This is a genomic window from Cryobacterium sp. BB736 (assembly GCF_014980265.1).
GTDB lineage: Bacteria > Actinomycetota > Actinomycetes > Actinomycetales > Microbacteriaceae > Terrimesophilobacter.
Genome location: NZ_JABXWQ010000001.1, coordinates 659,959 through 674,733 on the forward strand (window position 1 = coordinate 659,959; position 14,775 = coordinate 674,733).

The 14,775-nt window shown below is 68.3% G+C and carries 16 protein-coding genes; 8 read left to right on the forward strand and 8 right to left on the reverse strand.

Annotated elements, in window-relative coordinates:
- Window positions 1–42: 42 nt before the first annotated feature.
- The 6 genes from IRG63_RS03060 to IRG63_RS03085 all read left to right on the forward strand — a co-directional run bounded on the left by IRG63_RS03060 (window position 43) and on the right by IRG63_RS03085 (window position 5,271).
- A complete protein-coding gene (locus IRG63_RS03060; protein WP_193509194.1) occupies window positions 43–1,434 on the forward strand; it encodes a PspC domain-containing protein in 1,392 nt (463 codons plus the stop codon).
- A gap of 11 nt (window positions 1,435–1,445) precedes the next feature.
- The gene (locus IRG63_RS03065; protein ID WP_193509195.1) at window positions 1,446–1,682 is read left to right on the forward strand and encodes a hypothetical protein; all 237 of its coding nucleotides are present in this window, start codon (window positions 1,446–1,448) and stop codon (window positions 1,680–1,682) included.
- Between the two features lie 87 nt (window positions 1,683–1,769).
- Window positions 1,770–2,654, forward strand: coding sequence for an ABC transporter ATP-binding protein (locus IRG63_RS03070; RefSeq protein ID WP_193509196.1), 885 nt, complete (start codon window positions 1,770–1,772; stop codon window positions 2,652–2,654).
- On the forward strand, window positions 2,651–3,484 hold the full coding sequence (locus tag IRG63_RS03075; protein ID WP_193509197.1) for an ABC transporter permease: 834 nt from the start codon (window positions 2,651–2,653) through the stop codon (window positions 3,482–3,484). The genes IRG63_RS03070 and IRG63_RS03075 overlap by 4 nt, the downstream gene beginning before the upstream one ends.
- Window positions 3,485–3,511: 27 nt before the next feature.
- Window positions 3,512–4,657 (forward strand): sensor histidine kinase, encoded by a 1,146-nt coding sequence (locus IRG63_RS03080; protein WP_193509198.1) that lies wholly within the window; start codon window positions 3,512–3,514, stop codon window positions 4,655–4,657.
- Entirely contained in the window at window positions 4,654–5,271 is a 618-nt protein-coding gene (locus IRG63_RS03085) for a response regulator transcription factor (protein ID WP_168625777.1), read from the forward strand. Before IRG63_RS03080 ends, IRG63_RS03085 begins: the two co-directional genes overlap by 4 nt.
- On the opposite strand, the gene IRG63_RS03090 is transcribed toward IRG63_RS03085, so the two are convergent.
- The 5 genes from IRG63_RS03090 to IRG63_RS03110 form a co-directional block, all read right to left on the reverse strand.
- Entirely contained in the window at window positions 5,268–6,365 is a 1,098-nt protein-coding gene (locus tag IRG63_RS03090) for a UDP-N-acetylmuramate dehydrogenase (protein ID WP_193509199.1), read from the reverse strand. The two genes, IRG63_RS03085 and IRG63_RS03090, sit on opposite strands and share 4 nt — an antisense overlap.
- On the reverse strand, window positions 6,365–6,778 hold the full coding sequence (locus tag IRG63_RS03095) for a MaoC/PaaZ C-terminal domain-containing protein (RefSeq protein ID WP_168625779.1): 414 nt from the start codon (window positions 6,776–6,778) through the stop codon (window positions 6,365–6,367). The genes IRG63_RS03090 and IRG63_RS03095 overlap by 1 nt, the downstream gene beginning before the upstream one ends.
- Window positions 6,775–7,221 (reverse strand): MaoC family dehydratase N-terminal domain-containing protein, encoded by a 447-nt coding sequence (locus IRG63_RS03100; protein ID WP_193509200.1) that lies wholly within the window; start codon window positions 7,219–7,221, stop codon window positions 6,775–6,777. The genes IRG63_RS03095 and IRG63_RS03100 overlap by 4 nt, the downstream gene beginning before the upstream one ends.
- Before the next feature lie 415 nt (window positions 7,222–7,636).
- A complete protein-coding gene (locus tag IRG63_RS03105) occupies window positions 7,637–11,068 on the reverse strand; it encodes a bifunctional proline dehydrogenase/L-glutamate gamma-semialdehyde dehydrogenase (protein ID WP_193509201.1) in 3,432 nt (1,143 codons plus the stop codon).
- A gap of 40 nt (window positions 11,069–11,108) precedes the next feature.
- Window positions 11,109–11,771 (reverse strand): TetR/AcrR family transcriptional regulator, encoded by a 663-nt coding sequence (locus IRG63_RS03110; RefSeq protein WP_168625782.1) that lies wholly within the window; start codon window positions 11,769–11,771, stop codon window positions 11,109–11,111.
- A gap of 134 nt (window positions 11,772–11,905) precedes the next feature.
- Here IRG63_RS03110 and IRG63_RS03115 point away from each other — a divergent pair, with 134 nt between their 5' ends.
- Window positions 11,906–12,400: a bifunctional nuclease family protein gene (locus IRG63_RS03115; RefSeq protein WP_168625783.1), complete on the forward strand. Its 495-nt coding sequence runs from the start codon at window positions 11,906–11,908 to the stop codon at window positions 12,398–12,400.
- Window positions 12,401–12,406: 6 nt separating this feature from the next.
- On the opposite strand, the gene IRG63_RS03120 is transcribed toward IRG63_RS03115, so the two are convergent.
- Entirely contained in the window at window positions 12,407–12,784 is a 378-nt protein-coding gene (locus IRG63_RS03120; RefSeq protein WP_193509203.1) for a DUF2255 family protein, read from the reverse strand.
- 50 nt (window positions 12,785–12,834) lie between these two features.
- Between IRG63_RS03120 and IRG63_RS03125 the strand changes: the two genes are divergently transcribed.
- Entirely contained in the window at window positions 12,835–13,224 is a 390-nt protein-coding gene (locus tag IRG63_RS03125) for an MmcQ/YjbR family DNA-binding protein (protein WP_193509204.1), read from the forward strand.
- Here IRG63_RS03125 and IRG63_RS03130 read toward each other — a convergent pair.
- A complete protein-coding gene (locus IRG63_RS03130) occupies window positions 13,215–13,844 on the reverse strand; it encodes a hypothetical protein (protein WP_168625786.1) in 630 nt (209 codons plus the stop codon). The genes IRG63_RS03125 and IRG63_RS03130 overlap by 10 nt on opposite strands.
- 52 nt (window positions 13,845–13,896) lie before the next feature.
- Window positions 13,897–14,706 carry a GNAT family N-acetyltransferase gene (locus IRG63_RS14020; RefSeq protein ID WP_193509205.1) on the reverse strand — a complete coding sequence of 270 codons (810 nt, stop codon included), beginning with the start codon at window positions 14,704–14,706 and terminating at the stop codon, window positions 13,897–13,899.
- Between the last annotated feature and the right edge of the window lie 69 nt (window positions 14,707–14,775).

The window sequence follows — 14,775 nt, forward strand, 5'->3', positions numbered from 1 at the left end:
CCCTGATGGCGAGCCGACTTCACCGAGCGCCACGATTGAGGCATGCCAACAGAAACTCCCAACACCACCGAGACCGGCGGCGCAAACCGGTTCTTCGACTGGATCCGCGGACTCGATGTCCGCCGCGAGCCCGGCTGGATCGGCGGCGTCGCCGCCGGTGTCGCCGCGCGCCTCGGCATCGACCCGCTCATCGTCCGCGGGATCATCGTCGTCGTCGCGATCCTGGGCGGTCCGGCGCTGCTGCTGTACGCGGCGGCCTGGCTCCTGCTGCCGGACACCAACGACCGCATCCACCTCGAACGCCTCTTCAAGGGCGAGTTCGACGGGGCCATCGCCGGCATCGGCGTGCTGTTCCTGCTCGCGCTGCTCCCGTTCTCGCAGGGCTTCTGGTTCGCCGGGCCGTGGGCGTGGGATGAACCGTTCTGGGGGTTCAGCGTCGGCCGGATCATCTGGACCCTCGCCATCATCGGCTCGATCGTCTGGCTCATCATCTGGCTGGCGACTCGCAACTCCACCACCACCCCCGGAAGGACCTACCTCATGACCTCCGCAACGGATGCCTCATCCGACGCCATCCAGAACGAGGAGGCTCCGACGCCTCCGCCGGCCGCTCCCCCGACCGACCCCGACGAGCTGGCCGCGTGGAAGGAGCAGCAGGCCGAGTGGAAGCGCGAGCACGCCGCCTGGAAGGAGCGCCAGAACGCCTACCAGCGTGAGCGCCTCGCAGAGGAGAGCCGCATCCGGGCAGCGCAAGCGGCCGAGCAGCGCCGCCAGTGGGCTGAGGAGCACCAGCGCACCGCCGCCAACCCGGTGGTCACCCTGATCGCGATCGGTGTCGCACTCATCGCCGGCGCGGCCACCGCGCTGATCCTCGCCGATGGCGCCTGGTCGCTCAGCGCGACCATCACCGGCATGGCCGTCACCCTCGGCATCCTCGGGCTCGCGGTCGTGATCAACGGCTTCAGCGGCCGCCGCAGCGGCGGTGCGGGTGGCCTCGGCGTTTTCGTCGCCATCGCCCTGGTGTTCACCTCCGCGTTCGGATTCGTCGGCGGCCCGGTCATCATCGACAACGCGCTCCAGTGGCAACCCAGCTACGCCGAGGGCGACTCGCAGCGCCGCACGGTCATCAGCGGCGACTCGTCGATCGACCTCAGCGACTACTTCGACAACGCCCGGGATGACGACGGCTACGTCGCCCTCACCGTGATCGCCGGGAACGCGGATGTCACGGTGCCGGCCGACGAGCACAGCGAGGTCCACACGCGCATCGTCGCGGGGAACGTGAACTTCCAGGGCGAGCGCAGCCGCGGCGGCGCGGTCATCAACACCGTCGAGGAATTCGAGCCGCGTGACGGTTCGGACCCGGACCGCACCCTCGTCATCGACGTGTGGGTCATCGCCGGCAACATCGACGTCAACCAGGCACAGAACTAGGAGCGCACACCATGTCAGAGCAGCAGACCAGCCCGGTGCGGCAGTACGACAACGGACCGCGCCGGGTGCGCGTGGGAACGGTGGTGTGGGGGTTCATCCTCATCGCCGTCGCCGCGCTGTACTTCAGCGGAGCGCAACTCGACCTCAGCAACGTCGGCCCCGGTGTCATCCTCGCCTGGGCGGTGATCGTGATCGGCGCGATCGCGCTGACCGGTGCGGTCGTCGCGGCCACCACCCGGAGACGCTGAGACACGCAGCATCAACCGATCGGTTGATGCACAATCCCATCGATCGGGGGCTGCCCTTCTGGGCGGCCCCCGAGCAGCATTTAAGGCATGACAAGAACCGACCCGGTCGTGAGCGTTCGCGACCTCAACAAGCGTTACGGCGACTTCGCCGCGGTGGACGGCATCTCGTTCGACATCGAACGCGGCGAGACGTTCGCGCTGCTCGGGCCGAACGGTGCAGGCAAGTCCACCACCATCGAGATCCTCGAGGGCTACCGCGACCGCACCGACGGCCAGGTCTCGGTCCTCGGCACTGACCCCCGCCACGGCGGGCTCGACTGGAAGGCACGCCTGGGCATCGTGCTTCAGAGCACCGGCGAGAGCGGCAACGTGACCGTGCGGGAGCAGCTTCGGCATTTCGCCGGCTTCTACCCGCACCCGCGAGACGTCGAGGAAACCATCGCCGCGGTCGGCCTCGAGGAGAAGGCGACGACGATGATCCGCAAGCTCTCCGGCGGCCAACGTCGGCGCGTGGATGTCGCACTAGGCATCATCGGACGTCCAGAGCTGCTGTTCCTGGACGAGCCGACGACCGGCTTCGACCCGGAGGCCCGCCGCCAATTCTGGGACCTGGTCCGCAACCTCAAGGCGGAGGGCACCACCATCCTCCTCACCACTCACTACCTCGACGAGGCCGCCCAACTCGGCGACCGCGCGGGCATCATCGTCGGCGGTCGGCTGGTTGACATCGGCGCCATCGGTGAGATCGGCGGGGCGGATGCGCGGGTGCCGCTCGTGCGCTGGCGCGAGGACGGCGAACTGCGCGAGGAGCGCACAGAGAACCCCGCGACGTTGGTCGCGCGGCTGGTCGCCGCATCCGGAACCGAACCCCACGAGGTCGAGATCGTGCGTCCCAGCCTCGAGGACGTCTACCTGCAACTGGTCCGCTCGGCCGGAGTCGAGCCCATCGCCGAGGAGGCCCTCGCATCATGACTACCCTGAACCCCACTCTCCCGGCCGGTCACACCGTTCGGCTCGGCGTCTCGCGGATCGGCTACGAGCTGAAGTCGTACTTCCGGCTCGGGGACACCGTGTTCTTCACGTTCCTGTTCCCGGTGCTGATGCTGTCGATCTTCGCCGTCGCGTTCTCCGACCTGCCGTTCGGCACCGCAGACGGCACCGAGATCAGCGCCGCCGCCTACTACCTGCCGGGAATGCTGGCCGCCGGCCTGCTTCTCAGCGGGGTGCAGAACCTCGCGGTCGACATCGCAATCGAGCGCGGAGACGGCACCCTGAAGCGCCTCGCGGGCACGCCGCTGCCAGTGTTCAGCTACTTCATCGGCAAGATCGGCCAGGTCCTCGTCACCGGCACGCTGCAAGCCGCGCTGCTGCTGACCCTCGCCCGGTTCGCGTTCGGCGTTGAGCTGCCCACCGACCCGCAGAGCTGGCTCACGTTCGCGTGGGTGTTCGTGCTCGGCATCATCACCTCCGCCGTGCTCGGCATCGCCCTCAGCGGCGTGCCGCGCAGCGGAAAGAGCGCAACGGCGGTGGTCATTCCGATCGCGCTGGTGCTGCAGTTCATCTCGGGCGTGTACCTGCCGTTCACGCAGCTGCCCGAGTGGCTGCAGAATTTCGCGAGCCTGTTCCCGCTGAAGTGGATGGCCGAGGGGATGCGCTCGGTGTTCCTGCCGGAGAGTTTCGCGGCGATAGAGGTCGGTGAGGCGTGGAATCTGCCCGGCGTTGCGATCGCCCTCGGCATCTGGCTCGTCGCCGGCCTCGTGCTCTGCCGGTTCGCGTTCCGCTGGATCCGCAAGGACAGCTGATCGTGCGAGGCGTGCGAAGGTAGGGACATGCAGTCTCTGAAGTGGTGGCACGTCGCCTTCATCGGCGTGCCACTGCTGCTCATCCCGGCCACCTGGCTGTCTGCTCAGCTCGATGTCACCGACTGGCTGATCTCCTGCGCGGCGCTCGTGCTGGTGAGCATCAGCTGGCTGGCATTCGGATGGCGGTCGTTCACGTCGCGCAGGGTGGCGATCGCGTTCCAGCTGCTGCTGCTGGTGCTGCTCGCGGTCTCCGTGGCCCATTCACCCAATGCCGCGACCCTGCAGGCGGTGCTGTTCCCGCTGGTGTGGACGCTGGCACCGTCCCTGCCGCGCGCGATCTGGGCGAACATCGCCGTCGCGCTGGCCACCGCGACGGGCTTCTACTTCGCGTACGACCAGAACCCTGACTCTTTCTTCGTCATCCTGATGATCGCGGTGCTGTCGTTCGGCATGAGCATGGCCATCGGGTTCTGGATCGGCAGCATCACCGACCGCGCCGACGAAGTGAGCAGACTGCTCGCCGAGCTCACCGAAGCGCAGGAGGAGATCGCCGCGATGAACCGCGATGCCGGTGTGTCGAGCGAGCGTGAGCGGATGGCCCGCGAGCTGCACGACACCATCGCGCAGAGCCTGACCGCGATCGTCATGGTGACGCAACGCGCGAAGGTGGACGCCGCATCCGGGGACACCGCCGGCCTGCTCGAGCGCCTCGACATCCTCGAGGACAGCGCCCGCCACGCGCTGGTGGAGACCCGCACCCTTGTCGCGGCGGGAGCACCCATCGAGGTGCACGGTGGGATCGTGCCGGCGCTGGGTCGGCTCGCCGAGCGCTTCGAGCGCGAGTCTGGCGTCCGGGTTCAGGTGCGGGCAGACGCGCTTCCCCCACTCAGTCGGGATCGGGAGGTGGTGCTGTTGCGATGCGCGCAGGAGTCCCTGGCCAACGTGCGGAAGCATGCCGAGGCTCGCACGGTGCGGATGCTCGTCGAGGATAAGGCGGGCGACGTGTGGCTGACCGTCGTGGACGATGGGCACGGTTTCGTCGAGCGTGCCGCCGGTGGCTTCGGGATCGACGGTATGCGTGACAGGCTCTCGCTCGTGAACGGCTCGCTCGACGTCAGCAGCAGCTCCGACGGCACCCGCATCGTGGCTCGCATCCCGGCGGGCGCCCAATGATCCGGGTGCTGGTCGCCGACGACCACCCGGTGGTGCGCGGCGGGATCGTGGCGCTGCTCGGCGCCGAGGACGACATCGAGATCGTCGGCGAGGCGACCACCGGACCGGAAGCTGTCGAGACCGCGATCCAGCTGAAGCCGGATGTCGTGCTCATGGACCTGCGGATGCCAGGCATCGACGGTGATGTCGCGACCGAGCGCATCCTCGCCGCCGAACCCGGCATCCGGGTGCTGGTGCTGACGACGTACGAGTCGGACGACACCATCCTGCGGGCGATCGAGGCGGGCGCGAGCGGGTACCTGCTGAAGGCGGCACCGACCGAGGAGCTGCTCGCTGGCATCCGCTCGGTGGCGCGCGGCGAGGTCGCGTTGGCGCCCACCATCGCGGCAAAGCTGGTGGCTCGGGTGCAGCGGCCTGCAACGCCGACCCTCAGCCCGCGCGAGCTCGAGGTGCTGGGCCTGGTGGCGCAAGGCCAGAGCAATCCGCGGATTGCGGCGGAGCTGTTCCTGTCGGAGGCGACCGTGAAGACGCACCTGCTGCACGTGTTCGAGAAGCTCGAGGTAAGCGACCGCACGCGCGCGGTGACGAAGGCGATGGAGCTGGGGCTGCTCTAGAGCTCCAGGCCGATCAGGGTCGGCTCCGGCTGCAGGTGCACACCGAACTGGTTGACCACCCGCACCTGGATGTAGCGCGCCAGTTCGGCGATCTGCTCTGCGGTGGCGCCGCCGGTGTTGACGATCGCGAGTGTGTGCTTGCCGCTGACTGCCGCACGGGAGCCGGGCAGCGAGAAGCCCCGCTGGATGCCGGAGTGTTCGATCAGCCAGGCCGCGCTGAGCTTCGCGAGCGGTTCATGCTCGGCGACGACCGGTGGGGGCGCGACGATTGCTGCGTCACCGGGCACGGCGTCCGGAAGCGGAAGCACGCGCGCTTCCGGCAGCGGATCGATGAGCCAGCGCGGCGGTTCACCGGGCAGCCCACGGGCGAAGTTCTCGCTGACGATCGGGTTGGTGAAGAAGGAACCGGCGCTCACCGAGTCCGGGTCGTCGGGCGAGAGCACCATGCCCTTGGATGACCGCAGCGCGAGCACCGCTTCGCGCACCCGCGCGAGCGGCATCCGGTCGCCCACCTCGACGCCGAGCGCTGACGCGAGCTGGGCGTAGCCGACCGGGCTGCCGTCGGCGCCATCGATCAGGTGGAGTTCGATGGCCGTGACCACGCCGCGGCGACCCTGCTTGAGCGACGACGTGCGGTAGCCGAGTTCGAGCTCGGCTGCGGGGATCCGGATGACGCTGCCCTCGTCGTAGTCGAGGAAGTCGATCGCGACCAGGGTGTCGGAGAGCTCCTGGCCGTACGCGCCGATGTTCTGCACGGGCGCCGCACCGGTCGAGCCGGGGATGCCGGAGAGCGCCTCGATGCCTCCGAGCCCGCCCGCGACCGCGAAGGCGACGACGTCGTCCCACGGCTCGCCCGCCTGCACCCGGAGGGTGGTGCCGTCGCGTTCGATGCCGCGGCTGAGCACACGCACGACCCGGCCGTCGAAGCCGGCGTCGGAGATGACCAGGTTGGAGCCGCCGCCGAGCACGAGGAGCCGCTCGCCGGAAGCCCAGGCGTCCATGACCGCGGTGGTCAGCGCATCCGTCGTCTCGGCATCTATCAGCTCGCGCGCCTCGCCGCCTACCCGCAGGGTGGTGAGTTCGGCCAGCCGCATCAGGCGGTCCTGACCTTGGCTTGCGCCTTGCCGAGCACGGTACTGCCGTCGAAGCTGACGGTCAGGTCGATGCGTGCCCGGCCCTCTTCGATCGCGCCGACCTTCGCGACGACGGTGATGGTCGCGCCGTCGGCCGGGTCGACGACGACCGGACGGGTGAAGCGCACCTGGTAGTCGGTGACGCGGGCCGGGTCGCCGGCCCAGTCGACCACCGGCTGCACCGCGACGCCCATGGTCAGCATGCCGTGGGCGAGGACGCCGGGCAGGCCGACCGCGGCGGCCACGTCGTCACGGTAGTGGATCGAGTTGAAGTCGCCGGATGCGCCGGCATAGCGCACGAGGGAGTCACGCGTGAAGTGGTACTCGCGTTCGGCGACGACGTCGCCGACGGTGAGGGCGGAGGTGTCGGTCATTCGGCGCTCCTCACGACGAGGGTGGAGGTGGAGGTGACGACGTGCTCGCCTGCCAGGTCGGTGATGACAGTTTCCGCGGTGACCATCGAATTGCCGCCGAGGCTCTTGACGCTCGTGACCGTCAGCGAGGCGGTGAGCTCGTCGCCGGCGACGATCGGCCGGGTGTAGCTGAAGCTCTGGTCGCCGTGCACCGTGAGGGTGAGGTCGATGCCCGCGCCCGGCTCGGCGAGGAGCTGCGCGAGCGTGTGCTCCTGGATGACGATCGGGAAGGTCGGCGGTGCGACAACGTCGGCGTAGCCGGCTTCGCGTGCGGCATCCGGGTCGAGGTTGAGCGGGCTGGTGGCGGAGACCGCACGGGAGAACTCGCGAATCTTCTCGCGGCCGACGAGGTACGGCGGGATCGGTGGGAACTGACGGCCAACGAGTTCAGGATTCACTGCCACCCGGTCATCCTAGCCAGAGCCGTCTGACCAACTCCCGCTCACAGCGGGCACGTTAACGACCGAACCCCGGTCACCTACACGGTGGCCGGGGTCCAGGAATCTAAAGGTGCGAGCGCCTTACTGGCAGCTGTCGCACTGCAGAAGATCCATCGGGTCGACGGGAACGGCGTAGCCGCCGACGGTGTCGGTGTCGTTCTCCATGGTGCCTCCTCAGGTCTTCTAGTTTTTGTACTGGCTTGGTGGGTACCCACTATATAACGGGAATCACACTATTGTCATTCCCCTACATGTTGTGTTTTCGGCGTGTCGCCAGACTACTCCCCACCACCGACATTTCACCCTGAAAAGCGCCTCGAATTGCCCACTTCCGCCCCGATTCGGTGCCCGAAATAGGGCCGAAGTGGCAACTCGGCGGTCAGGCGTCGGTGCGCAGCACTGTCTCCGACCAGTGGTCGGGGTTTCCGAAGCGGTGGGCGGTGATCGCGATCGCCTGCTCGCGCAGGAACGGCAGCAGCTCGATCCGGCCGGACTCGGTCACCTCGTCCGAGTAGATCGCGAGATCCGGGGTTCCGCCGAGCGCCGCCGCGAGTTCGCTGTGGCCGCCGCCGATAAGCCGAACCCTCGTCGTGACGAGTCCCCCGCCGGCGACCCGCTTCAGCCATGCGGCGTCACTCTCGACCGTCACGTACGCCTTGTAGCCGTACAGCTCAACCAACAGATCGCGGGAGAGCGGCACGGCGCTGCTCACCGCCATCCGAGCGCCCGCCCGGATGCCGGCGGCAAGCACACGGACCAGGTCCCCCACGGCCCCGCCCTCGTTCAACCGCACCGTCACGTCGATCGGACGGTAGCGGAACACGTCGCGTTCGACACCGAGCGCCGACACGTCCTTCGCCCGGCCGAACTCGCGTTCCCAGGCCAGCTGGTCGCTCGCGGCGGAGCGCTGCAGGAACTCATCGCCGCCCGCGGCCTTCACCAGGCCGGCGACCGCTCCGCGGGGCTCGCTGCCTTCACGAGCCTCGGCCCGCTTCCAGCCGCCTAGGTGCACCAGGTAATTCGGTCCGCCGGCTTTCGCCCCGGCGCCGACCGACGAGCGCTTCCAGCCGCCGAACGGCTGACGGCGCACAATCGCGCCGGTGATCCCCCGGTTCACGTAGAGGTTGCCCGCCTGCACCGCGTCGAGCCAGGTCGCGAGCTCCGACGGCTCGAGCGAGTGCAGCCCAGCGGTGAGCCCGTAGTCGACGGCGTTCTGCAGCCGAATCGCCTCGGCCAAGCTGGAGGCGCGCATGATTCCCAGCACCGGACCGAAGAACTCGGTCAGGTGGAAGTCGCTGCCCTCGGTCACCCCGGTGCGGATGCCCGGCGACCACAGCCGTCCGGAGTCATCGAGCCGCTCCGGCTTGAGCAGCCAGCGCTCCCCGGCTCCGAGCTGGGTCAGCCCGCGCTCGAGCTTGCTGCCGGCGACGTCCTCGATGACCGGACCCATCTGCGTGGTCGGGTCGGTCGGGTAGCCGACGCGCAAAGTGGTCGTTGCGTCGACGAGCTGGCGCTCGAACCGCTCCGACCGCGCCACCGAGCCGACCAGAATCACCAGGCTCGCGGCCGAGCACTTCTGCCCGGCGTGCCCGAACGCGCTCTTGACCACATCCGACACCGCGAGGTCGAGGTCGGCCGACGGCGTGACGATGATCGCGTTCTTGCCGCTGGTCTCGGCCAGCAGCCGCAGGTCCGGGCGCCAGCCGCGGAACATCTCCGCGGTCTCGTAGGAGCCGGTCAGGATCACCCGGTCGACACCTGGATGCGAGACCATCCGCTGGCCAAGCTCGCGGTCCTTCAGGTCGACGAGGTGCAGCACCTCGCGGGGCACTCCGGCACGCCAGAGCGCATCGACCATCAGCGCGCCGACCCTCTGCGCCTGCTTTGCCGGCTTGACGACGACGCTGCTCCCGGATGCGAGGGCAGCCAGCACAGACCCGGCCGGGATGGCGAGGGGGAAATTCCACGGCGGGGTGACGACGGTCAGCTTGGACGGGGCGAACTCGGCGCCATCCACCCGGTCTAGTTCCTCAGCGAGGGTTGCGTAGTAGCGGGCGAAGTCGATCGCCTCGCTGACCTCCGGGTCGCCCTCGGCGATGGTCTTGCCGGTCTCGTTGGCCATCACCGACAGCAGCCGGCCGCGGCTTGCCGCCAGTTCGTCCGCGGCGCGGCGAAGCACCTGCGCTCGGCCGGCGCCGCCGAGAGCCGCCCAGTCCCCGGCTGCGTCCAGTGCGCGCTGCATGATCGCGTCGAGCGTTGCGCCATCGGTGACCGCGGCCTCGGTCACGATCTCCTGCCCGATGCTGTCGTCCGCGGCATCCGCGATCACTAGAGCGCCCCACTCCCGGTTGGCCGGAAGGGCCGGGTCGGTGTCCGCTTCGTTCGCGAACTCAGGGCCGGCGGGTGCCGGCGAATCGAGCCGCGACTGCAGGCGGTTGCGCGATGGCACCGTGTCGTCGACGTCACGCAGCGACGCGAGGAAGCGGTCCCGTTCACGGTTCCACAGCCGCTCGTTCTCGACCAGTTCGAATACAGCAGACATGAAGTTCTCCTGGCTCGCGTTCTCTTCGAGCCTGCGGATCAGGTAGCCGATCGCCACGTCGAACTCCTTGGGCTGCACGACCGGTGTGTAGAGCAGCAGCCCGCCGACCGACTCGCGCACGGCATCCGCCTGTCCTTCGGCCATGCCGAGCAGCATCTCGAACTCGACGCCGCGGGTGATGCCGCGGCGCGTCGCGAGCAGGTGTGCGAAGGCGATGTCGAATAGGTTGTGGCCGGCGACGCCGAGCCGCACCGCGGCGATGTTCTCCGGGGTGAGTGCTTCGTTCAGGATGCGCTTGTAGTGGGTGTCTGTGGCCTGCTTGCTGTGCCAGGTGGCCAGCTCCCAGCCGTGCACCGTCGCCTCGACAGTCTCCATCGCGAGGTTCGCGCCCTTCACGAGCCGCACCTTGATCGGCGCGCCGCCGTTCGCGACCCGCTCCTTCGCCCAGTCGAGCAGCCTGCGGTAGGCGGCGTGCGCATCCGGGAGGTACGCCTGCAGCACGATCCCCGCCTCGAGCTTCTGCAGCTGCGGCTGGTCCAGCAGCGCCATGAAGATCGAGATGGTCAGGTCGAGGTCGCGGTACTCCTCCATGTCCATGTTGATGAACTTGCGCGTCCTCGACGTCGCCGCGAGCTCGTACAGCGGCGTGAGCCGCTTGGTGACGCGCTCGACCGTCTCGTCGTACGACCACATGTTCAGCTGGCTCTCGATCGACGAGACCTTGATCGAGACGTAGTCGACATCGTCGCGCTCGAGAAGCGCCCGAGTGCCCGCGAGCCGCCGGTCCGCCTCGGCCTTGCCGAGCACGATCTCACCGAGCAGGTTGATGTTGAGCCGGATGCCCGGACGCTTCAGCTTCGCGATCGCGGGGCCGAGCTTCTCCGGGCGCGCGTCGACGATGAGGTGCGCGACCATCTGCCGCAGCACCGCGCGTGCGATGGGCACGACCGGCCAGGGCAGGATCGGCGCGGCGAACCCGCCGAGCTGGATCGCGAACCGCATGTACCAGGGCAGGAACGCCGGCACCCGGTGCGCGAGCTGCGCAAGGTTGACCGCGGCGACCCGGAGGTCCTCCGGTCGCACGACCCGGTCCACGAACCCGATGGTGAAGTCGAGGCCGTTCTTGTCTTTGAGCACCTGCGCGAGCAGGTGTGCGGAACGGCTGGAGCCGGCTCGTGCCCCGGTCCCGGCCCAATCCCTGGCCTGCGCGACTGCGGCGTCGGCGAGGTCCGCGGGGATCGTCTGGTGGGCGGTTGTCGTCGTTGGCATGGAGCAAATATAACCCCAAATTCTTGCCAGTTGGCAAGGTTTATGACGTGGTGTTTTCTACCGACTTCTTGACCGGCTCTTCGCCGGGGTCGGCCGGCGTTTCCTCGAGCTCTTCGAGCGGCACCGTGATCAGTGCGGCGACCAGCATTCGCATGATCTGGGCGACTTTCACATCGTTGCGGTCGTACAGCCACTGCAGCTGCAGCCCATCCTGCGCGCCGAGCACAGCACGCGCGGCGAGTTCGGGCGTCCAGCCCTCCTTGAGCACGCCGCGGTCGGCGGCACGTTGCAGGAACCGGCCCGTCGACTCGACGATCCGCTCATAGAACTCGCGGTAGTAGGCGTGCGCCGGATGCCCCTCCGTCGTCGCCTCGGCGGATGCCATGTTGTACAGCTCGATGACGCCGGGCATCCTTCGGTTGTCCTCGGCGAGCGAGATCAGTTCGCGTAGCGACATGCCGCTCGGGTCGTCGAAATGGCGGCGGAGTCGCTCGTCACGGCGGCGGAGCACCGCCATCAGCAGCTCGTTCTTGGTCGGGAAGTAGTGCATGAGGGACTGGTGGCTGACCCCGACGCGCTTCGCGATCTCGCGCAGCGATGCGCCGTGCAAGCCGACCTCGCCGAACACTTCGAGTGCGGCGTCGAGGATCGCCTCTCGCTTGGCGACGCCCTTGGCGTAGCGACCGTTGACCGGCTGCGGCATCCGCTCTCCTTCCGCTGGGAACCCAGCCTAAGCGGATGCCGCAGCACGCCGGGTGTTCGCTCCCAACCCGTGACGCACTCACCCGGCTGGCATAGCATGTCCGAACATCCGGTCGCCTATCCGGGAGTCGCACCATGGTTCAGGTCCGCATTGCAGGGATTGCCCTCGATTCGCGCGCGCAGCCGATCATCCTGCTGAAGCCGCTGTTCGAGGAGCCGGGCACGGGTCGGATCCTGCCGATCTGGATCGGCAGCCAGGAGGCGACGTCAATCTTCATCGCGATCGAGGGCGCCGAGGCGCCGCGGCCGCTGTCGCACGACCTGATGAAGACCCTGCTGGAGACGGTAGGGGCTCAGGTGGAGCGCGTAGAGGTGACGCGCATCGAAGAGGGGACCTTCTACGCGGAGATCACGCTGCTGACCAGCGCCGGCAGGCTCGTGCTCGATTCGCGGCCGTCGGATGCGATCGCGCTCGCCTCACGGATGGATGCCCCGATCTGGGTGGAGGACGAAGTGCTGGACGAGGCCGGCATCGTCGATCAGACCGAGCACCTGCTCGACGAGGACGAGAAGCTCGAGGAGTTCAAGAAGTTCCTCGATGACGTCGACCCCGAGGACTTTCAGGGCTGAGCGGTGTCAGTCGCGCGGCACCAGCCGGATGGTCAATTCGGCCACGGCGTCGCCGACCACGGTGCCGACGATCCTTGCGCCGTGGCGGTCGTACTTGGCGTGGTAGGCGGCATCTATCGCGGGGTGCACCCCTGGTGCCGCTTCGTCAAAGGTGACGTCACGCTCGACGCCCCCCGCTCGGATGCGTCCGGATCCGCTGGCTTTTGCCCTCCGGTACCAGCCGCTGTCCGGACCGTAGGCGGACCGGACGTAGAGGTCTTCGCCGACGCGCACCACCCACATTGTGACGAACGGCCGGAGCGAGCCATCCTGTCGCAACGATGACAGCTGCAACTCCTCGGCGGCGCCGACTTTCTCGAGCTCGTCGCTTGTCCAGGTGGTCATGGTCTCCTGAAAGTTCACGGTCGTCGGTGGCGCGGGGCAGACTGTTCGGCATGCCGACCTTGGATGACGTGAGCCGCGTCGCGGCCGACCTGCCGGGTAGCGAGGAACGGGCGACGACCGGCGGTGCGGCCTGGTTCGTCCGCAACAAACTGTACGCCTGGGAGTCGTACCCGTGGCCGAGCGAGAGCCCGGCGCTACGTGAGCTGATCGCATCCGAGCCGGTGATGGGCGCCAAGGTCGCCGACACCGACGAGCAGCGGGCGCTGCTCTACGGCTGGCCGGAGGTGTTCCGGATGTCGGAAGTGCGCTGGGGACAGCCGAAGGTGCTGATCCGGCTGACCCTCGTCGACCCGCAGCTTCTGGCCGAGGTCGTCACCGAGGCGTGGCGAAGCCAGGCGCCGAAGTACCTCCGCCGGGAATTCGACGGCGATCAGCCATAGAGGTCATCCGGGATCTGCGGACACAGAGCGTTGATCCGCCCCCATTCGCCAGGTGGCAACTTTGCCCCCGCGACCTCGCCATAGACAATCCAGCCGCCACCCTCGTTGTACGTCTCGAGAAACCGCTGCAAGCTCGGCGCGGGTGGCACGTCGTATCCCTCGGCTTCCAGACACGGCTTCAGGGTGTTCAGGAAGTAGTTATAGAGATGCGCCAATTGTGCTTCGCTCAATGGGCGAAGGTAGTCGGGGTGTAGCGGGTACGTGGCTTCGCACGTGTAGTAGGCCACTTGGAACGCCTCGCCCCCGCCTGTGCTGCTGATCGAACCCTGCGAGTCGACGACGACGTCATATCCCTGCTCGGCGAGGCAGTCCGCAATGGCCGTCGGTTGGTCGCTCTGCTCCACGAGCCGAACTCGTTCGACCTCCGGGCGCACTGCGTCCGCATACAGCAAGACGACCATCCTCCATGAGCCGTCGAGGCTCTCTTGAACCAGTTGCTCTTCAGCGGCGCTCAGCTTCGGCCCGGATGGCGTGGGCGGTTCCGACGTCGAGTCGCAACCACTCAGCAGCAGCACCGCCACCAAACCTGCGAGTGTGTTTCGCACGGCGAGCCGCGGCATTCCAGACTCCCTCGATCAGTGCGGCCGGCGTACATGGAGTAAGCGAGGATCCCTAGTTCTCCGCTGGTCGACGTCTCCCGGCCAGAAGTTGACGCGGGCTGCGGGAGTGCCAGGCATACGCGGTGCGGTAGCCCAACCCGGTGTAGACCGCGCGAGCGGGCGCATTGTCGGAGTACATGCCGAGCGTGCACACCCCGTACTCGGCGACCGCGTGCCGAGTCAGACCGGCGGTGACGGCGCGACCCAGCCCCTGTCCGCGATAGTCGGCGTGGGTGACGATCCCGGCGAGGTGCGGCGCACCGGACTCCCAGAGCTGCATCGCCCCGGCCGCGGTGAGCTCGCCCCGGGTGTTGCGCAGTCCGAGCCACAGCTGGGTGCGGCCGGTGCCCGGGTCGCCCTCGCCGGTGGGGCTGTGCGTGCTCGCGAGAGCCGTGAGTTCCTCTGCGTCGGCGGTGTCGTCGAGCTGGATCAGGCGGTCCTCGAGCGACACCTGCGGCGGTGCCTCGGCGGTCCACATCCAGTCCCAGTCGCCGCTCGGTCCGCTCCCGAAGGTCTCATCGAGCAGACCCTGGTATCCCTGCGGCACAGAGATCCCGGTGATCGCGAGGTCACGAACCGGTCCGGCGGCGAGCTGCTCGAGCAGGTCACGGATGTCGTCCATGCCGCCGCCGCTTGCGACGGGGAACACCCACATGCCGCGACCGCGACGCCCGAACCGCTCGATCGCGACCGCCCCATCGTTCGCCAGCGCGGCACCGCTGAGCGGATCCGGAATCCCCCACCGAACGAACGGATCACCGCCGGTCAGCTTGAGTAAGTCGGCATGCGTACCGATCTCACGCAGCCCCGAGCGGTTCGTCACGACGAAAATGCTACGGGCATCCGGCGACCGAGCGCGCGACGACCGGTTTGGCGTGGTTCGTTCGACGGC